At 72.0% G+C, this 17,158-nt stretch carries 21 protein-coding genes; 11 read left to right on the plus strand and 10 right to left on the minus strand.

What is annotated here, in order from left to right; all coding sequences use genetic code 11:
• Window positions 1–959: 959 nt before the first annotated feature.
• Entirely contained in the window at window positions 960–2,081 is a 1,122-nt protein-coding gene (locus tag ABD385_RS25055; RefSeq protein WP_344580032.1) for a hypothetical protein, read from the minus strand.
• A gap of 421 nt (window positions 2,082–2,502) precedes the next feature.
• On the opposite strand from ABD385_RS25055, the gene crcB (ABD385_RS25060) reads away from it, so the two are divergent.
• The 3 genes from crcB (ABD385_RS25060) to crcB (ABD385_RS25070) are packed head-to-tail and all read left to right on the plus strand — an operon-like array spanning window position 2,503 to window position 3,517.
• Window positions 2,503–3,009: a fluoride efflux transporter CrcB gene (crcB, locus tag ABD385_RS25060; protein WP_425585466.1), complete on the plus strand. Its 507-nt coding sequence runs from the start codon at window positions 2,503–2,505 to the stop codon at window positions 3,007–3,009.
• Window positions 2,997–3,146, plus strand: coding sequence for a hypothetical protein (locus tag ABD385_RS25065; RefSeq protein WP_344580033.1), 150 nt, complete (start codon window positions 2,997–2,999; stop codon window positions 3,144–3,146). Before crcB (ABD385_RS25060) ends, ABD385_RS25065 begins: the two co-directional genes overlap by 13 nt.
• The gene (gene crcB / locus ABD385_RS25070) at window positions 3,143–3,517 is read left to right on the plus strand and encodes a fluoride efflux transporter CrcB (protein WP_344580035.1); all 375 of its coding nucleotides are present in this window, start codon (window positions 3,143–3,145) and stop codon (window positions 3,515–3,517) included. Before ABD385_RS25065 ends, crcB (ABD385_RS25070) begins: the two co-directional genes overlap by 4 nt.
• Before the next feature lie 45 nt (window positions 3,518–3,562).
• Here crcB (ABD385_RS25070) and ABD385_RS25075 read toward each other — a convergent pair whose 3' ends face one another.
• Entirely contained in the window at window positions 3,563–4,135 is a 573-nt protein-coding gene (locus ABD385_RS25075) for a GNAT family N-acetyltransferase (RefSeq protein WP_344580038.1), read from the minus strand.
• A gap of 367 nt (window positions 4,136–4,502) precedes the next feature.
• Here ABD385_RS25075 and ABD385_RS25080 point away from each other — a divergent pair, with 367 nt between their 5' ends.
• Both ABD385_RS25080 and ABD385_RS25085 read left to right on the plus strand, forming a co-directional pair.
• A complete protein-coding gene (locus tag ABD385_RS25080; protein ID WP_344580162.1) occupies window positions 4,503–5,078 on the plus strand; it encodes a molybdopterin-dependent oxidoreductase in 576 nt (191 codons plus the stop codon).
• A 115-nt stretch (window positions 5,079–5,193) separates the two neighbouring features.
• A complete protein-coding gene (locus ABD385_RS25085; RefSeq protein WP_344580040.1) occupies window positions 5,194–5,886 on the plus strand; it encodes a M24 family metallopeptidase in 693 nt (230 codons plus the stop codon).
• Window positions 5,887–5,940: 54 nt separating this feature from the next.
• Here the strand turns inward: ABD385_RS25085 and ABD385_RS25090 are convergent, their stop codons facing one another.
• Both ABD385_RS25090 and ABD385_RS25095 read right to left on the minus strand, forming a co-directional pair.
• Complete coding sequence (locus tag ABD385_RS25090; protein ID WP_344580041.1) at window positions 5,941–6,180, minus strand: hypothetical protein; 240 nt, start codon at window positions 6,178–6,180, stop codon at window positions 5,941–5,943.
• On the minus strand, window positions 6,177–6,488 hold the full coding sequence (locus ABD385_RS25095) for a hypothetical protein (RefSeq protein WP_344580042.1): 312 nt from the start codon (window positions 6,486–6,488) through the stop codon (window positions 6,177–6,179). The genes ABD385_RS25090 and ABD385_RS25095 overlap by 4 nt, the downstream gene beginning before the upstream one ends.
• Window positions 6,489–6,748: 260 nt before the next feature.
• Here ABD385_RS25095 and ABD385_RS25100 point away from each other — a divergent pair, with 260 nt between their 5' ends.
• Both ABD385_RS25100 and ABD385_RS25105 read left to right on the plus strand, forming a co-directional pair.
• Complete coding sequence (locus ABD385_RS25100) at window positions 6,749–7,174, plus strand: hypothetical protein (protein ID WP_344580044.1); 426 nt, start codon at window positions 6,749–6,751, stop codon at window positions 7,172–7,174.
• A gap of 69 nt (window positions 7,175–7,243) precedes the next feature.
• Window positions 7,244–7,792 carry a DinB family protein gene (locus tag ABD385_RS25105; RefSeq protein WP_344580047.1) on the plus strand — a complete coding sequence of 183 codons (549 nt, stop codon included), beginning with the start codon at window positions 7,244–7,246 and terminating at the stop codon, window positions 7,790–7,792.
• A gap of 65 nt (window positions 7,793–7,857) precedes the next feature.
• On the opposite strand, the gene ABD385_RS25110 is transcribed toward ABD385_RS25105, so the two are convergent.
• The gene (locus ABD385_RS25110; RefSeq protein ID WP_344580049.1) at window positions 7,858–8,547 is read right to left on the minus strand and encodes a maleylpyruvate isomerase family mycothiol-dependent enzyme; all 690 of its coding nucleotides are present in this window, start codon (window positions 8,545–8,547) and stop codon (window positions 7,858–7,860) included.
• A gap of 472 nt (window positions 8,548–9,019) precedes the next feature.
• Here ABD385_RS25110 and ABD385_RS25115 point away from each other — a divergent pair, with 472 nt between their 5' ends.
• On the plus strand, window positions 9,020–9,757 hold the full coding sequence (locus ABD385_RS25115) for a L,D-transpeptidase family protein (protein ID WP_344580052.1): 738 nt from the start codon (window positions 9,020–9,022) through the stop codon (window positions 9,755–9,757).
• Window positions 9,758–9,868: 111 nt separating this feature from the next.
• Here ABD385_RS25115 and ABD385_RS25120 read toward each other — a convergent pair whose 3' ends face one another.
• Window positions 9,869–10,372, minus strand: coding sequence for a C40 family peptidase (locus ABD385_RS25120; protein ID WP_344580054.1), 504 nt, complete (start codon window positions 10,370–10,372; stop codon window positions 9,869–9,871).
• Between the two features lie 213 nt (window positions 10,373–10,585).
• Here ABD385_RS25120 and ABD385_RS25125 point away from each other — a divergent pair, with 213 nt between their 5' ends.
• Both ABD385_RS25125 and ABD385_RS25130 read left to right on the plus strand, forming a co-directional pair.
• Window positions 10,586–11,386, plus strand: coding sequence for an SDR family oxidoreductase (locus ABD385_RS25125; RefSeq protein ID WP_344580056.1), 801 nt, complete (start codon window positions 10,586–10,588; stop codon window positions 11,384–11,386).
• A gap of 9 nt (window positions 11,387–11,395) precedes the next feature.
• Window positions 11,396–11,944: a metallophosphoesterase family protein gene (locus ABD385_RS25130; protein WP_344580163.1), complete on the plus strand. Its 549-nt coding sequence runs from the start codon at window positions 11,396–11,398 to the stop codon at window positions 11,942–11,944.
• Here ABD385_RS25130 and ABD385_RS25135 read toward each other — a convergent pair.
• From ABD385_RS25135 to ABD385_RS25150, 4 genes are all read right to left on the minus strand, one after another.
• A complete protein-coding gene (locus ABD385_RS25135; RefSeq protein WP_344580059.1) occupies window positions 11,917–12,426 on the minus strand; it encodes a mycothiol transferase in 510 nt (169 codons plus the stop codon). The two genes, ABD385_RS25130 and ABD385_RS25135, sit on opposite strands and share 28 nt — an antisense overlap.
• A gap of 156 nt (window positions 12,427–12,582) precedes the next feature.
• Window positions 12,583–12,990 (minus strand): hypothetical protein, encoded by a 408-nt coding sequence (locus tag ABD385_RS25140; RefSeq protein WP_344580061.1) that lies wholly within the window; start codon window positions 12,988–12,990, stop codon window positions 12,583–12,585.
• 286 nt (window positions 12,991–13,276) lie between these two features.
• On the minus strand, window positions 13,277–14,029 hold the full coding sequence (locus ABD385_RS25145) for a class I SAM-dependent methyltransferase (RefSeq protein ID WP_344580063.1): 753 nt from the start codon (window positions 14,027–14,029) through the stop codon (window positions 13,277–13,279).
• A gap of 27 nt (window positions 14,030–14,056) precedes the next feature.
• Complete coding sequence (locus ABD385_RS25150) at window positions 14,057–14,878, minus strand: serine protease (RefSeq protein WP_344580065.1); 822 nt, start codon at window positions 14,876–14,878, stop codon at window positions 14,057–14,059.
• 313 nt (window positions 14,879–15,191) lie between these two features.
• On the opposite strand from ABD385_RS25150, the gene ABD385_RS25155 reads away from it, so the two are divergent.
• Window positions 15,192–17,153 (plus strand): APC family permease, encoded by a 1,962-nt coding sequence (locus tag ABD385_RS25155; protein ID WP_344580067.1) that lies wholly within the window; start codon window positions 15,192–15,194, stop codon window positions 17,151–17,153.
• The last annotated feature ends 5 nt before the right edge of the window (window positions 17,154–17,158 follow it).

The raw sequence follows: 17,158 nt of genomic DNA on the forward strand, positions 1-17,158 counted from the left end.
CCACCGACTCGCCGTCCGGTTTTCCGGTCTCCGCCTATGGCGGATTCACCACACCGACAGGAATCTGATTCCGCAAGAATAGTGACGTGGCAAGTGGTCGTGCGCCCCCTCGGTTGCCCTGCAACACTGCTCAACGTAGCAGCAGCCACACCGTCCGATGCAACGTGACCCTCTTCACATGAATTACGTGACTGTGAACCACGGAAAGCCACTGCCCAACGCCTTCTCCGGTCCCCGATCCGCCCGGACGGAAAATACTGCCGGGTAGGTCACCGTCTCCGCTCCGTCGCTCTGACCAGCGGATCCCGGTCGGGAGGCGACCTCTCGGTCTCCCCGCACCCTCATATCCCTTACTGCGCAACGGAATTCGATTGATCGCTTCGTGGCGCGGCACCGGAAATCCCGAGAACCCCCTTCTTCGGCGCCCGATTCCGTTGCCGCGGTGCCCCTATTTCGCCATGTCCCGGAAACGAGAAAAACACATACCGGAAACGGAGGCGTGGAGAGGGCAGGCGGGGCAACATCTGAGGAAACGTCACATGAGCTTCATGTGAAGCCCGTTGACGTACGAACTCCCGGCCGACATCGGGCCGTTGAACGCACCGCGGCACGGCGAAACGCCGTCGTGGTCAGGGCAGGGCGGCGGGTCCGGGGGCACCCGCGGCGGCTTGTGTCGGCAGCGAGCCACCAGGACCCGGCCACGAGGTCGAAGAGCAGGTGCGCAGCCAGCGGGCGGCGTCGGTCAGCCCGACTTCGGTGGTCGATGCGCTCAAGGTGACGGTCGGTGGTGAGGATCTCCGTTGGGTTCCCGGGGGGACGTCGACCAACCGGCGCGGCACGAGCGGACCCCACCCACGGGGGTCACCACGTTCCGCACGCATGCGGAACGTGGTCGGTGCGGGGGACCGCAACGGCGGTGGTGCGGCCCGCCATCAGGTCACGCACCACCGCCGACGCCGTCACCCGGCGGAACCGTCAGGGGCGTTCCGCACGCCGGCCAACCGCAGTGTCACCAGGCCGGCCAACCCCGCCAGGGTGCCGAAGACCAGGGCGGCCGGCGCGCCTTCGCCGAGCCTGGAGAACAACGACATCGGCCCCCAGATGGACGCCGTGCCGTCCGTCGCCGCCTGGAGCGCCTGTCGCGCCAGCAGCCCCAGCACGGTGGCGCAGATCGTGCCGACGGTCATCGTCAGCACGGTGATCCGGGTGAGCCGGCCGGGCAACAGCCGCAGCGCCCACCACACCACGACCAACATCAGCGCGTCGCCGGACCGGTACAGCAACCAGTCGCCGAACGGCGTCCGTCCCGGGCCCGACCAACCACCCAGCAGCAACCACTGGCGCAGCAGGTCGCCGGGCTCGGACAGTAGCCCGCGGCCGTTGAACGACGTCTGGATCCACGCCGCCACCGCCTCGTACGACAGGACCACCAGGGACAGTGCGATCACCGCGGTGCCCACGCTCGCGGCCAGGCGGGCGGCCCGCGGCGGCACCCCGCCCCGGGGCGCAGCGTCCGCGCCCTTCATGGTCATCCGCGCCACGACGACCGTGACCAGGGAGCTCACCAACGCGGCGAACACCACGACCGGGCCGCTCGACGCGCTCATGCTCGCCAACTGCGGCAGGACCCGGAAGCTGCCGCGGCCCGAGGAGGCGATCAGCCACGGCGCGGAGGCGACGACGGCCAGCGTGCCGGCCACCGGTCCCCAGGCCCACAGCGCGAGCAGCGTGGCCGGCGTGCGGCCCGGCGTCGGCGGAATCCTCCGGACCAGGAGCAGCGCGCCGGCCAGGAAGGCCACGAAGACCACCACGAACCTGACCTGCATCGCGGTCACGTGGAGCGCGGAGTACCGGACGCCGTCGCCCGCGAAGCCGTCCCCGCCGCCCGACAACAGTGCCGCCGGGGTGTCGTACGCCCACGGTGTGAGCCATCTTCGGACTTCGTTCATCGCCTGGATGTCCAACAGGTTGGTGGTGCCGCGCAGTTCGAGTGCCTGCGCGCTCGCTCCCGCCCACCACAGCAATAACGTCAGCGACAGGGCTCCGACCAGGGCCGGTATCGCTGCGCGCCGATGAGTCATCTGTCTTCCCCCGCCTCGGCACCATGGCCGTCGATGTTGCGAACGACCGAAGCGTACGGGGCGGTGCCTGCATGCGGCATGTGTGCGTCGATGTGGCGGGCTGCCCCCAGTCATCCCCAGTCATCCGCAGACATCCCCGGCCATCCGCACGCGCCCGCAAACGTCCGCAGGCATGCCCAGCCAGCCATCCGCAGCCATCCGCAGTCATCCGCAGTCATCCACAGGCGTCCGTGCAGGCGGCACCGGCCGGATTGGACCGCCATCCGTCAGCGGCTACGCTTGGGTGTCACGGCAGCCGTTTCGGTTGCCGTACGGCGGTGGGGCCCGCCGTACCCGAACCGCAGCACAGTCGCCGCCAACGGTCCCTACTTGCGATCGAGCGCACCCTTTTCCGGGTGCCCGGCGAGTAGGAGACGTGCGCGTGGAACCCCTTCGTCGTCCCGGGGCCGTACAGGAGCCCCCCGACCCCGACATCGGGTCCTCCCTCGAAAGCGTGCGCCGGCCGTGCCGCGGGCAGCGCACGGAGCAGTGGCCGGTGCTCGGTGCGATCTCCGTCGGGGGTGCGCTGGGGGCCGTCGCCCGCTACGGAGCGTCCCTGGTCTGGCCCACCGCCGCGGGTGCCTTCCCCTGGACGACCTTGGTCGTCAACGTGCTGGGATGCGCGGTGATCGGCACGTTCATGGTCGTGATCACCGACCTGTGGACCGCGCCCCGACTGGTGCGGCCCTTCTTCGGCACCGGTGTCCTCGGCGGCTTCACCACCTTCTCCACGTACGTGGTGGACGTCCAGTGCCTGGTCGAGCGCGGCCGGGCCGGCACGGCGCTGAGCTACCTGGCCCTGACCGCCCTCTCCGCACTGGCGGCCGTGTGGGCCGCCGCGGCACTGACCCGGCGCCTGATCGAACGGCGGACGCGATGCCCACGGTGAGTGCGCGGCAGCCCCGCGGGCGTCGCGCCGTCCGCGCCGCCCTCCGGGAACTCGACGAGCCCCCGGGCGGCCGCGTCGTGAACCTCGACGCGATCGAAGCCAGCCGTTCCACCAGCGAGCAGGAGAACCCCGCATGACCTGGGCCCTCGTCGTCCTCGGCGCGATGGTCGGCGCACCGCTGCGCTACCTCACCGACCGCAGCGTGCAGCGCCGCCACGACACCGTCTTCCCGTGGGGGACCTTCACCGTCAACGTCGTCGGCAGCCTGGTCCTCGGGCTGCTCACCGGCGCGGTGGCGGCCGGAGCCGCCTCGCCGCACGTGCAACTGCTGCTCGGAACCGGCCTGTGCGGGGCCCTGACCACGTACTCCACGTTCTCCTACGAGACGCTGCGCCTGTCGGAGGACGGGGCGGGACTCCTCGCCGTGGCCAACGTCGTGGGCAGCATCGCCGCCGGCCTCGGAGCGGCCTTCGTAGGAGGGGCCCTGGCCCGAGCCGTCTGGGCGTAGCGCCGGTGGCGCCGGGCCGCGAACGACAGCGCACCCGACCCGTCCTCACCGCGTGCGTCGGCTGGTCTGCTCCCAGGCGGCCCGGGTGAGTTCGTACTCGACTTCGCCGTGTTCGGACCCGGCGATCGCCTCGGGCCAGTCGCCGGTGAAGTGCCGGCGGAACACCATGCCCGCCTTTTCCATCACCCGTCGGGAACGGGCGTTGACCGCCATGGCGTTCGCGGTGATCCGTTCGACGCCGAGGGCGGTGAACCCCTTGCTGATCAGCGCCCGGGACCCCTCCGTGGCGTACCCCTTGCCCCAGGCGGCCTGGTGCAGGCGGTAGCCGAGTTCGACGACGGCCGCGCTGCGTTCGTCCAGGGGCCGGAACTCGAACCAGCCGAGGAACGAGCCGGTGGCGCGCTCCTCGGCGGCCCAGTAGCCCGGGGCGCCGACGCAGGGGTACGCGTGGCGGAGCCGGGGCAGGGACCGTGCCTGGATCGTTGCGCGGTCGGCCGGCTTTCCGCCGTTGATGAAGCGCATGACCTCGGGGTCGTCGTCCAGGGCGAAGAGGCGCTCGGCGTCGGCGTCGGCGAAGGGGCGCAGGGCGAGCCGTTCGGTTTCCAGGAAGGCAGGCATGCCGTGATCCTCGCCGTCGGAGGCCGGGCCCGCCACTGGATTGCGCACCGGGAGGGGCGGCATCTCGTCAGCCCGTGCGGGTCCGGGGTCGCGGGCAGGGGGATGTCCGGGGACTTCGACGAGAAGGCGTTCGCCGCGGCCCTCACCGAGGTCATCCACCGGCACCCGGTCCTGCGCACGGCCCGCACGGACACCGAACTCGCCGGACGGCGCGTGCGCGCGGGGGAGCCCGCGACTGACACCCCGTACCAGGCCGGGGACCGTCCGCCGGCACACCCGGGAAGCCCCCAGCCGGGTCTCAGATGCGAGGGTGAACTACGCTCAGCCTTGCATCTGTGACCATCAAGGGGGTCTCGTGGGTGACGGCATGCTTCCACCGGGGCAGCGCCTGGCGAAGGGCTGGCCCGTCTCGCACTACGGGCCCGTGCCCCGCTTCCGCCCGGAGCGGTGGACCCTCCGTGTCTTCGGCGCCACCGCCAGCGGGCACCCGTACTCCTGGACCTTCGACGAGGTCGTCGCCATGCCGGGGGTGACGCTCGTGGCGGACCTGCACTGCGCGTCCGGCACCAGCACCACCGGCCACGAGTTCTACGGAGTGCCGGCCGCCGCGCTGCTGGACCTCGCCCCGCCCGCCCCGGACGTCACGCACGTCATGGCCTGGGCCGAGTACGGCTACAGCGCCAACCTCCGCCTGTCCGACGTCACCGCGGACACCACCGTGATGGCCACCCACCACGACGGGGAGCCGCTCACCGCCGAACACGGCGCGCCCCTGCGCCTGGTCGTCCCGCACCTCTACGGCTACAAGGGACCGAAGTGGCTGCGCGGCATCGAGTACATGACCCGGGACCGCCGCGGCTTCTGGGAGGAACGCGGCTACCACAACACCGCCGACCCCTGGACCGGGAAACGGCACGCCTACCAAGAGGACGAGGCGCCCTAGTGGCACGCCCCGTGCTCCCGGGCCCGACAAGCACCCACAGACACATCCAGGAAGTCGGCCAACCGCACACACGACGGCGCCACTTGACAGGTGCCGAAGACGAGGAGGGACCGGTATGACGGACATCGAAGCGGCGCGGATCGCGGGTCTGGTCGCCGCGCAGGAGAAGGCGATCGCACTGTTCGCCGAGGTGGAGGCGCGCGGGATCGTGGCACCCGGACGCGGCGAGCGCGAGGTCAGCGACCACGTCCGGGACCTGGCGAACGAGATGTTCGGCACCACCAAGCACTGGCACAAGCGCATCATCCGCTCCGGCCCCAACACGCTGGCGCCCTACCGCGACAACCCGCCGGACCGCGTCCTCGGCGAGGACGACGTGGCCTTCGCCGACTTCGGCCCGATCTTCGAAGAGTACGAAGCCGACTTCGGCCGCACCTACGTCTTCGGCCAGGACCCCGACAAGCACCGCCTCCTGGCCGACCTGCCCCGCATCTTCGACGCCGGCCGCGCCGCCTTCCAGGCCGACGACACCATGACCGGCGCCCGCCTGTACCGGACCGTCGAGGAACTCGCCGCCGAGGCCGGATGGGAGATCGGCATCTGGCACACCGGCCACCTGGTCGGGGAGTTCCCCCACGAGACCAACGACGGCGCCAAGGCCGAGTCCTACATCACCCCGGACAACACCTCACCGTTGCGCCGCACCGACCGGGCCGGACGGGCCTGCCACTGGATCCTCGAACTCCACCTCGTGGACCGCGCCCGGCAGTTCGGCGGCTTCTACGAGCAACTCCTGGACCTGGCCTGACACCACGCGCGCACGGCGCGGACCACCCCGCCGGCCCGTCGCCCCGTCAGTTGTTCAGCCCGCGTAGGTGAGTTGGACGAGCGTGATTTCGGTGTCGCCGATGAGGATGACGCCGGCGACGTGGCTGCGGGCGATGGTCCGCATCACGCCGTCGTCGGTCCCGTAGGGCTCGGAGAACGAGGGCGGGTCGATCAACGCGTCCAGCAGGAGCACCGACAGGTCCTGACGGGCCTCGTCCGGAAGGGACTTGTAGGTGGCGTGGAGGGCGGGGTCGAGGTGGAGCCGGTAGGTCACGCCGCGCCCCACCGGTGCGCACCGTTCTCGCCGGCGGCGGAACGCAACTCCTCGGCGCTCACGTCGATCAGCCCCGCACGGTAGGTGGAGGGGAGATTCCCGGCCCCGCAGAACGACGTGCGCAGGTGCTCGACCCGCTCGCGGTCGGCTTCGAAGGTCTCGATGAACTTCACCCAACGGTTCAGGACGGTCGGAAGCTCGCGGACGTCGGTGAAGCCGATCTCCCGCATGAACGTCGCCCGCAACTCGGAATGCGGCAGGGCGTGGGAGATGCCGTCGACGGTCCACGACCGACCGGAACTGCTCATCGGATCCTCCACCTGACCTGCGGGCGCGGGGGGATGCCTCCGCGCCGTCCGCCCCACCACGGTAGCAACCCTCCCGCGTCGGCGATGACGCCTTCGCCACGGACCGTCGATGACCTCGGCATTACCTCTGCGGTAATCGATTCGGTGCGCCGGGCCCGGCAGGCTTGCCGTCGGAAGCGGGTGACCCGGGTTCAGCAACCGACGGCCACCACAACCGCGCATTCCGGCCACAGACGGACGGTTCACCAAGGAGTGATGTCATGACCTCGGCCAAGTTCGCCGCGACGCGGGGCGCCCCCACGACGGTCGGCCCCGCCAGTTGGCTGCGCCGCTTCCTGGCGCTCGACGCGGTCGTCACCGGGGCCAACGGGTTGGCCTACCTCCTCGCCCCCGGGCCCGTGGGCCGCCTGATCGGCGTCGATCCGGGCCTGCTGAGGGGGCTCGGAGCGTTCCTGACGGCGTACGGGGTGGCGGTGGGAGTGCTCGCGGTGCGGGCACGGCAACCCGCCCCCGCCGTACGGCTGGTGATGCTGGCCAACCTGGCCTGGGCCGTGGCGAGCCTCGTCGCGCCGGCCCTCTGGTTCGACGCCAGCACGGCGGGCACGGTGTGGATTGTGTTGCAGGGCGTCGTGGTGGCCGGCTTCGCCGCGCTGCAGTACGGCGCGTTCCGCCGCTGCCTGACCTGACGGTGCGCCCGCGGCCCCGCAACGAGAACTCGGTGGCGAACTCGGGCCGTCCCGGGCACCCTTCCGTCCATGCAACCCGCACGATGGACCCAGGCGACCGTCTACGCCGACATGTGGACGGACCCGGACGACGACCCCCGCAACAACGACGGTCCCGTTCCGGACGGCGAACTCGCCACCCTGCACGACTTCCTGACGAACTACCGCCTGACCCTGCGGATGAAGTGCGAGGGCCTGGACGCGGAGCAACTGGCCCGGCGTTCGGTCCCGCCGTCGACGATGTCGCTGCTCGGCCTGGTCCGCCACCTCGCCGAGGTGGAACGGGACTGGCGCGGCTGGCTCGGTGACCCGCTGCCGAAGCTGTACGGCGTGCGCGACGGGGACTTCGACGGGGCCGTCGGCGAACCGGCCGTGATCGACGCCGCCTACGCCGATCTGGAGCGCGAGCAGGCCGCGACCGACGCGGCCCTGGCCGCCTACCCGGACCTGGGCGAACGGGTGGGGAAGGACCGGTTCGCGATCCGCGAGTTGTTGGTCCACCGGATCGAGGAGTACGCCCGGCACTGCGGGCAGGCGGACCTGCTGCGCGAATGCATCGACGGACGGGTGGGCCAGTGACGGGCGCCGGTCGCCGGTGACCGGGCGGGGGACCCGGCCGTGACCGCCGTCGTCGCCGGCGGGCGTCAGATCCAGTACGGCGCCCGGGGGACCGGGCCGGGCTCGGACGACGTCAGGCCGGCGCCGGTGGTGCGGCCGGTCAGCCAGCCGAGGAGGTCGGCCTGGGAGCCCGTCACGGTCGGTCCGCCGACGCCCAGTTCCAGGTCCAGGTCGCTGTCGGACGCCGCGATCCGCAGCGGCGCGACGCCGGTGCGTCGGCGCTGTGCCGCGAAGAGGTCGTCGATGATCCAGCGGGCGGCCTCCGGTGGCACGTCGGCGAATTCGTAGCCGGCGGCCAAGTCGACGTGGTGGACCTCCAGTTCGCGCAGCCGGGTGGGCAGGAGGGCGGCCGGCGTCCGCAGTTCACCGGTGCGCATGCGCACTTCGTAGCCCCAGGCCGCGTCCGGCAGGGCGCGTACGGCGCGGTCGAAGCGCTCGGCGCTCGCCACGACGTCGGCGACCAGCGCGCGGACCGGGCGTCGGGCACCGGCCTCGATCTCCGCGGCCCGGGCGTCCATGCTCGCGTACTGCGGGGTCTCCACTCCGGTACGGGCCCAGGTGAGCAGCCGGCAGAGGCTGTCGGTGGCCCGCGCCACATGGGTGATCACGTGACCGCGGGTCCACGGCGGCACCAGCGTCGTACCACCGACGTCCGCGTCGGCGAGCGCCTCGACGGTCACCACGAGGCGGTCCGTGGCCGCCGAGATCGGACCCATCGCCTCGACTCCGTGCATCGCGCCCCTCGCCTTCGCCCGCCGGTCACACGGATGCGAAGGGCCCGCCCCCTGCGAGGTGTTCCGCATGACGGAACGTCCCTCTCGCATCCTGATGATCGTGCGGACTCTAGGCGGCACGCTTCCACGGCGTCAACGGACCCTCGCGCACCCGCCGTTCCGGAGATCGTTCCCGTTTCCCGATGACCGGCACGACTCGGGCGGAACCGCGGCACTTCACCCGGTCCACCCGCGAAAGGTGCCAGTCACCCGTTTCTCCGATCCGGCGCGTCGGGGAACGTTCCGGACCTCGAACGACGTTGCATATCGGTCATCAACTCCCCGCACAGCCAGGGACGAAGCCGCACCATGAGCGGAATCCTCGCCTCCCGACCCACCGGATTCCTTGGCGCGTAAGGTGCTGCCGCCCGCCCCCGACTGCAACCACCGTGCGGAGCCGGGAGTCCTACCGGACATGAAGCGACGCATACCCTTCCGACTGAGCAGACCCGCGGCCGGCGCCCTCGGCCGGCGAGCGGGCGCAGCGCTCGCCCTGACCTCCCTCACCCTCCCGCTGACCCTCGCCCTGAGTTCCCCCGCCGAGGCCGCCGGTTCGGGCTGCTACGGACTCCGCGGCCCCTACCAGAGCCAGGCCGAGCGGTTCCTCGGCCTCAAGGTCGACGGTCGACAGTCGGCATCCGACTGCCGCGCCATCCGGGCCTTCCAGAACAGCCACGGCATCACCCCGAACTACGGCTACGCCGGCCCGGTCACCTGGAGCGTGATGCAGGTGGTGGCCAAGCAGCGGGCCGCCGGCCGCAACCCGAACAGCGCCCACAAGTGCCCCACCAACAAGGGCCGGATCGCCTGCGTCGACCTGACCCGCCAGATCAGCTGGATCCAGGACGGCCGGCGGCTGGTGTACGGCCCGGTGCCCGTCCGCACCGGACGCAAGGGCGGCGCGACCCGCACCGGCCTCAAGCGCGTCTACTGGCGGCACCTGAACCACGTGTCGACGATCTACCACACGGCCATGCCGTACAGCCAGTTCTTCGACGGCGGGGAGGCGTTCCACGCCATCAGCGGCAGCGTCTGGTCCGCCCCCGGCTCGCACGGCTGCGTCAACATGCGCACCAACGACGCGAAGAAGTACTGGTCGCTGCTGCACAACGGCGACGACGTCTACGTCTACGGGCGCAAGCCCGGCACCTGAGCGGTCCCGCGGGCGTGCCGCCGCTCCGGCCGGCACGCCCGCACCCCGCAGGACGGCGGCACCCCACGACCCCGGCCGGCACCGCGCCCCGGGCCGCCTTTGCCGCCCGCCTCAGCCGGCCAGCAGGGTGTACAGGGCCATCGGCGTCACGTAGCCGGGCCAGCGGCCGTCCGCGAAGAGGTGGACGCCCGCGTCCTGGTAGCACTGGTCGACGAGCTGGGAGCAGATCATGTGCCGGGTGCTGGCCACGTAGCGGCGCAACCCCGGAACGGGCAGGTGGAAGCGGTGGGTTGCGATCGCCAGGTAGTCGAGGAAGCTGTACGGCACGCCCACGTACCGGTCGGCGGCCGCGCAGATGCCGTCGCGCTGCTGCTCGGTGAGCCGCTTCGGGCACACGTAGCGCACGTCGGAGCCGTCGTACTCGGTGAGCTGCCGGATGCGGGCGCCGCCCGGTTCGGCCTCCAACAACCGGTCACCGGGCAGTACCAGGAAGGCGTGTTCGTAGTCGGCGAAGCCGTCTCCGTTGATCCACTCGCCGAAGCGGATCAACCGGCCGGTGACACCGGATATCTGGGTGAGCCCGATGTCCCCGGGCAGGGGATGGGTGTGCTTCATGAGCGGCTCCTGAGAGCGTGAGAAGCGGATTCCCCCGGGTGATACCCGCTGTTCGGGCAGCCGCACCGCGCCGCGGCCAGTCTTCGGGCCGCCGATCCGGAAGGCCCGTGGCGCTGCGGAACGCGAGGGAACGGTGATGCTGGTGACGTCCCGAGGGGTAGAGGTTCCGCGACCGACACGGGCAGTACCGACGACGAGGAGCGCGAGACCACCATGGCCACCGGCAGCACCGACACCCCCACGACCGCGGACGGCACCACCGGCACGGCGCTCGCCGGCAGCGTCGCCCTGGTGACCGGCGCCTCCAGCGGCATCGGCGCCGCCACCGCACTGGCACTGGCCCGCGAGGGCTGCTCCCTCGCCCTGACCGCCCGTCGGGCCGACCGCCTGCACGCGTTGACGGAGACGATCGCCGAGCAGGGCGGCGGCCCGGCCGTCGCCCTGGCCGCCGACCTCAGCGACGGGGAACAGGCCCGACAGGCCGTCGAACGGACCGTGGCACGCCTCGGCCGCCTGGACGTCCTGGTCAACAACGCCGGCTACGGCGCCCGCGCCGCCGTCGAGGACGGCGACCCGGACGACTGGGACCGGATGGTCGACCTCAATCTCAAGGCCGTCCTACGGATGTCGCACGCCGCGCTCCCGCACCTGCTGCGCGCCGCCGCGTCCGGCCCGCGCGGGGTCGCCGACCTGGTCACCGTCAGCTCCGTCGCCGGCCGGGTGCCCCGCAAGGACAACAGCGTCTACTCCGCCACCAAGCACGCGGTGTGCTCCTTCAGCGAGTCCCTGCGCCAGGAGGTGACCGGCCGCGGCGTCCGCGTCGGACTGGTCGAACCCGGCATGACCACCACCGAGATGACCCTCGGCAGTCAGGCCTCGTCGGCCCACGGCCTGCCCCGGGACGCCTGGCTGCACGCCGACGACATCGCCCGCGCCATCGCCTTCATGGTCACCCAACCGGCCCGGGTGGCCGTCAACGAAATCATGGTCCGCCCCACCGCCCAGGAGCGCTGACCCGTGCCGCTGCGCCTCCTGGTCACCTCCGACACCCACGTCCCGCAACGCGCCCGGGCCCTGCCGCCGCAGCTGCTCGACGCCGTACCGCACGCCGACGTCGTGGTGCACGCCGGCGACTGGACCGACCTCGCCACCCTGGAACTGCTCCGGACCCGGGCCCGTCGGCTGCTCGCGGTCCACGGCAACAACGACGGCCCGGAACTGCGCGCCCGGCTGCCGGAGGTGGCCCAAGCGGCCCTGGACGGAGTGCGCCTGGGCGTGGTGCACGAGACCGGCCCCGCGCGGGGCCGGGAACGCCGCTGCGCCGAGCGCTTCCCCGACCTCGACGTGCTCGTCTTCGGGCACAGCCACATCCCGTGGGACACCACGACGGAGACGGGCCTGCGCCTGTTGAACCCCGGCTCGCCGACCGACCGCCGCCGGCAGCCCGCCTGCACGTACCTGACCGCCGAGATCACCGGCGGCCGGCTCGCCGAGGTGGTGCTGCACCGCCTGCCCCCTCGGCACCGAGCGGCCCCGGCCCGGGCTCACCGACCCAACAGGCCCCGCACGTAGGCTGCCTGGCCCGCGTGCTGCAGGTCGTCCGAGACCACGCTGACCAGCCGGACGCCCAGGGTGACCGGCGGCGACCAACTCCGGTCGACGACCCGGCCGAGGTCCTTCACGGCGAGCGTGGCGAGGTAGCGCGCGGTGCTCTCGTGCACGGCGGCGTGATAGCCCGTCAGCAGTTCGGCGCTCAGGCCCCGGACCTTCGAGACGTCCTTCCGCGCGTGCCCGTAGCCGATGTCCGCCTCCGGGAACGGCAGCCCGAACGCCTCGTACCACTCGTCGGCGGTCCAGATCTGCTCGGTGCCGGCCACCCCGGCGATGTGGTCGTCCTGGACCCGGGTGAGGTGCCACACCAGCCAGGCGATGGAGTTGGCCCGTCCGTCGGGGCGACTGTCGAGCTCCTCGGGGCCGAGGCCGTCCACCACCTCCTCGACGACCTCGCGGATCCGCCCGAAGGCGTCGACGAGCAGATCGGTGCTGGCGGACATGGCGACTCCGAGCGGTGGGGGACGTCCGGTGACTGGCGGGCCCATCGTCGCAAGCTGGGCCGCGGCGCGCCGCCCGGCGCACCGGCACGGACGGGCCCTCCGTCGCATGGCGCAGACCGCCGGTGTGCCCGCGCGGCGCGGTCGGCGGACGGTGCGTCAGGACCGGGCGGACCGTACGGCGAGGGTGTCGAGCAGTGCCTGGACCGGCCGCAGCGCGCGGTCGCCGGCGCCCACGACGGCGAGGATGCGGGGGAGCGGCTCCACCACCCGGACCAGCCGGCCGGCCCGGAGGTAGGGGTTGGGGTCGCCCAGCGCGGCCTCCAGCGCCGCCCGCGTCCAGTACGTGCGGGCCAGGCCCAGCGCCCAGCGGTGTTCGTCCTCGTAGGGCAGCCAGCGACCCGCGGTGTACGCGTCCGCCAGGTCGTGGGCCTGACGGGACATCGACTGCCAGCTGAAGTCCTCCGCGATCAGCTCGCGGCGCCGTCGACCGGGGCGGTCCTCACCGCACGGTGCGCACAACCGCACCTGACGCTGGCGCGAACCGGTCGGCGGGCGAACCGTCAAGGGGGGCGCATCGGTGGCGGGACGACGGTAATGGCACAGGTCACAGGTGGCCGAGCCGGTGATCGAGGGGTCCGGATATGAGCTCACGAAGGACTCAACGACCCAAACGTGACCAGGTGGCGTGGCGCATGATCGGCGAACTCCGGCAACGAGGTGACGTCGTTCTGCGGCATGCGAACAACCCTACCCGGCCCAGGAGTTGGCCAACGGTTACCCACGCAACAGTCACAATTGAGTATGTACACGTTTCCTTCATGCCGTGCGCGTGGAGCCCGCCCGCCACCGCTCAGGTGGCCGGTGCACCCACCCGCGTCGCCACCACCAGGCGGCACCGGGGACTGCCGTCCGGCCGGCGGCCCAGTTCCGGCAGCGCCCGCAACTCCACCGCGAACCCGGCCCGCACCAACTCGGCCCGGACCTCGGCCAGGCGGAAGCCCCGGTAGTACATGACGAACGGCGGCCGCCACAGCACGTTGCGGATCCGCATCGCCGCGTCGAAGCCCCACAGCGCCCAGTACAGCGGCGAGCCCGGCCGGGCGGGCGCCATCACCGGGAAAACGAACCGGCCGCCGGGCCGCAGCACCGAGCCGACCTGGGCGAACAGCCCCGGTCGCGCCCGCGGCAGGAAGTGCCCGAACGCCCCGAAGCTCACCACCACGTCGAAGGCCGGGCCGAACGGCAGCGCCCGCGCGTCCGCCCGTACCCACTCCAGGCGCGGTCCGCTCCCGTCCCGTTCCGCCTGCGCAGCGCGGTCCCGTCCGACCGCGAGCATGCCCGCACTGATGTCGATGCCGGTCACCCGCTCCCGGCACACCCGCCGCAGGACCTCCATCCCCGCGCCCGTTCCGCAGCACAGGTCCAGTCCAGCGGCGAACGGGCCGAGTGCGCGCAACTCCCGGACCACCGGCTCCAGCACCACCTCCGGCGTCCGGAACGGCGTCCGGTCGAACTTCGGGGCGAGCAGGTCGTAGCCCCGCTCGACGGACGACAGTGCCTGGACGGCGAGCTCACGGAACGTGGGGCCTTCGGGTGCGAACACCGCGTCAGCATAGGCGTCCGGCCCGCGCTACGACCGGGTGATGTAGTCGTGGATCGCCGGATCGCTGACCTTGGTGTAGACCCCCGGGTGCCCCGGCGCGGCGCACCCCGTGCCCCACGACGCGATGCCCGCCAGCCGCCCGTCCACCACCAGCGGCCCGCCGCTGTCGCCCTGACAGGCGTCCTTGCGGCCCTCCTGGAAGCCGTAACACGTCATCCGCGGAGTGATCGAGGACGGTCCGTACGCGCCCTTGCAGTAGGTGTCGCTGAGCTTGGGCACGTCGACCCGCCGCAGCCGCTCCGGCAACGCGCCGCCGTCCCGGGTCGCGCCCCACCCGGTGACCGTCGCCGGGGTGCCCGCCGCGGGCTCGTCGCCCGCCGGCACCAACGGGACCGCCCGCACCCCGTCGCCGAACCGGAGCGGGGACGCCAGGACCAGCACTGCCACGTCGTAGTCGATCGTGGCGGCGTTGTACTTCGGGTGCCGCAGCACCCGGGCCACGTGGACCACCTGCCCGCCCGAACCGCGGGCGGTGCTGCCCGCCCGGACGCTCAGCGACCCCGGTGGTGCGCCCACGGTGCAGTGGGCCGCGGTCACCACCGCATCGGAGCGGACGATCGAACCACCGCAGATGTGGCCCCCGCGGTTGCGCACCGACACCTGCCACGGCACGTCCCGCACGTCCGCGTTCTCCCCGCCCACGATGCGGGTGTCCGGCACCGGCCGGTCCGCCGTCGACGTCATCGCCGTTGCCGTCATCGCCGTCGCCGTCGTCGACGGAACGGCGGCCAGCACCGCTCCGCACACCGCGGCCGCCGCCGCCCCGCCCCGCAGCCAAGCCCCTGCCATTCCGCCTCCCGCATCCCTTTCGACCAGGACCCCTCCTCGTCCCGCGATCCTCCAAGGACTCCGCGGCGGACCGGGGCGAAGAGCGGTTCGGTTCCATCGAATTGGTGGTCTTCCCGGCGTCGGCGTTTGAGCGGGGGCCGGGATGCCGGAACGTCGTGGCGGTCCGGTGCCGGAACGACCGCGGACACCGGGCGACCCGAGACACGAGCCCACCCGGACCGCGAGCGCCGCGGCCCGGGCCACGGAAGTGCGTACGCTGAATCCGCCGCCGCAACACTGGCCGGATCCTTTCGGTGTACGACAGGAGCTCACGATGGCCGCCCCCACCCCTGCCGGTGCTGGTTCCGGGCCCACGGCGCGGCACCGCCTGCGTACCTGGATGCTGCAGGGCGTCGCCGACATGGGAAAGCACCAGCGCGCCGTACCGGAGACCGGCCACCACGGACAACGCTGGTGGCGGGTGATGTGCCTGACCGGCGTCGACTACTTCTCCACCCTCGGCTACCAGCCCGGCATCGCCGCCCTCGCCGCCGGCCTGCTCTCGCCAGTGGCGACCCTCGTGCTCGTCCTGGTCACCCTCGCCGGCGCGCTGCCCGTGTACCGCCGCGTCGCCACGGAGAGCCCGCACGGCCAGGGCTCGATCGCGATGCTGGAACGGCTGCTGTCCTTCTGGAAGGGCAAGCTGTTCGTCCTCACCCTGCTCGGCTTCGCCGCCACCGACTTCCTGATCACCATCACCCTGTCGGCCGCCGACGCCGCCACCCACCTCGTCGAGAACCCGCACGTCCACAGCGCGCTCCAGGGCCGCCAGATGGTCGTCACGCTGATCCTGGTCGCGCTGCTCGGCGCGGTCTTCCTCAAGGGGTTCCTCGAAGCGATCGGGGTGGCCGTCGTCCTCGTCGGCACCTACCTGGTCCTCAACGCGGTCGTCGCGGCCGTCGGGATCTGGCACGTGGTCACCACCGGGCACGTGGTCACCGACTGGACGCGGGCGTTGACCGTCCAACACGGCAGCATTCCGGCCATGATCGCGGTGGCCCTCATCGTCTTCCCGAAGCTCGCCCTCGGCCTCTCCGGATTCGAGACCGGCGTCGCGGTCATGCCCCACATCGAGGGCGACCCCGAGGACACCGAGAAACGCCCCACCGGACGGATCCGGGGCGCCAAGAAGCTGCTCACCACCGCCGCCGTCATCATGAGCGTCTTCCTGATCATCACCAGCTTCGTCACCACCCTCCTCATCCCCGCCGCCGCGTTCCGACCCGGCGGACCCGCCAACGGCCGGGCCCTCGCGTACCTCGCGCACGCCTACCTCGGCTCCGTCTTCGGCACCGTCTACGACGTCTCGACCATCGCCATCCTCTGGTTCGCCGGCGCCTCCGCCATGGCCGGCCTGCTGAACCTGATGCCGCAGTACCTCCCGCGCTACGGCATGGCGCCGCACTGGGCCCGTGCGGTCCGGCCCATGGTGCTGGTCTTCACGGCCGTCGCCTTCCTGGTCACCTGGATCTTCGACGCCAACGTCGACGCGCAGGGCAGCGCCTACGCCACCGGCGTCCTCGTCCTCATCAGTTCCGCGGCGATCGCGGTGACGATCGCCGCCCGGCGCGCCGAGCAGCGCGGCTGGGCCATCGGCTTCGCGGTGATCGCGGTGGTGTTCCTCTACACCACCGTCACCAACGTCATCGAACGGCCGGACGGGGTGAAGATCGGTGCCTGTTTCATCGCCGGCATCATCCTGCTCTCCTTCGGCTCACGGCTCGCCCGCGCCTTCGAACTGCGCGTCAGCGAGGTGATCCTCGACGACACCGCCGCCCGCTTCGTCCGCGACATCGCCCAGCGCCGCATCCGCTTCATCGCCAACGAGCCCGACCGGCGCGACTACGCCGAGTACCGCGACAAGGCCCAGCAGATCCGCGCCGACAACGACATCCCGCCGGAAGACGACCTGGTGTTCGTCGAGGTCACCATCAAGGACCCGTCCGAATTCGAGAGCGAACTCCACGTGCGCGGCTACGTCATGCACGACCGTTACCGCGTGCTCTGCCTGGAGAGCGCCGCCGTCTCCAACGCCCTGGCCGCGCTGCTGCTGCACGTCCGCGACACCACCAGACAGCGCCCGCACATCTACTTCGAGTGGACCGAGGGCAACCCCTTCGCGCAATTCCTGCGCTTCTTCCTCTTCGGGCAGGGGGAGGTCGCCCCCGTCACCCGGGAGGTGCTGCGCGAGGCCGAACCGGACCGCAGCCGCCGGCCCCGGGTCCACGTCGGCTGACCGTC

Source organism: Streptomyces lunalinharesii (assembly GCF_039532155.1).
Lineage (GTDB): Bacteria > Actinomycetota > Actinomycetes > Streptomycetales > Streptomycetaceae > Streptomyces > Streptomyces lunalinharesii.

Coding starts and splice junctions, on each gene's coding strand:
- ABD385_RS25065 (WP_344580033.1), top strand. CDS start 2,997: ATGCCCACGGTGAGTGCGCGGCAGCCCCGCGGGCGTCGCGCCGTCCGC.
- ABD385_RS25055 (WP_344580032.1), bottom strand. CDS start 2,081: ATGACTCATCGGCGCGCAGCGATACCGGCCCTGGTCGGAGCCCTGTCG.
- ABD385_RS25155 (WP_344580067.1), top strand. CDS start 15,192: ATGGCCGCCCCCACCCCTGCCGGTGCTGGTTCCGGGCCCACGGCGCGG.
- ABD385_RS25115 (WP_344580052.1), top strand. CDS start 9,020: ATGAAGCGACGCATACCCTTCCGACTGAGCAGACCCGCGGCCGGCGCC.
- ABD385_RS25150 (WP_344580065.1), bottom strand. CDS start 14,878: ATGGCAGGGGCTTGGCTGCGGGGCGGGGCGGCGGCGGCCGCGGTGTGC.
- ABD385_RS25100 (WP_344580044.1), top strand. CDS start 6,749: ATGACCTCGGCCAAGTTCGCCGCGACGCGGGGCGCCCCCACGACGGTC.
- ABD385_RS25105 (WP_344580047.1), top strand. CDS start 7,244: ATGCAACCCGCACGATGGACCCAGGCGACCGTCTACGCCGACATGTGG.
- ABD385_RS25110 (WP_344580049.1), bottom strand. CDS start 8,547: ATGGGTCCGATCTCGGCGGCCACGGACCGCCTCGTGGTGACCGTCGAG.
- crcB (WP_344580035.1), top strand. CDS start 3,143: ATGACCTGGGCCCTCGTCGTCCTCGGCGCGATGGTCGGCGCACCGCTG.
- ABD385_RS25075 (WP_344580038.1), bottom strand. CDS start 4,135: ATGCCTGCCTTCCTGGAAACCGAACGGCTCGCCCTGCGCCCCTTCGCC.
- ABD385_RS25135 (WP_344580059.1), bottom strand. CDS start 12,426: ATGTCCGCCAGCACCGATCTGCTCGTCGACGCCTTCGGGCGGATCCGC.
- ABD385_RS25125 (WP_344580056.1), top strand. CDS start 10,586: ATGGCCACCGGCAGCACCGACACCCCCACGACCGCGGACGGCACCACC.
- ABD385_RS25095 (WP_344580042.1), bottom strand. CDS start 6,488: ATGAGCAGTTCCGGTCGGTCGTGGACCGTCGACGGCATCTCCCACGCC.
- ABD385_RS25085 (WP_344580040.1), top strand. CDS start 5,194: ATGACGGACATCGAAGCGGCGCGGATCGCGGGTCTGGTCGCCGCGCAG.
- ABD385_RS25080 (WP_344580162.1), top strand. CDS start 4,503: ATGCTTCCACCGGGGCAGCGCCTGGCGAAGGGCTGGCCCGTCTCGCAC.
- ABD385_RS25120 (WP_344580054.1), bottom strand. CDS start 10,372: ATGAAGCACACCCATCCCCTGCCCGGGGACATCGGGCTCACCCAGATA.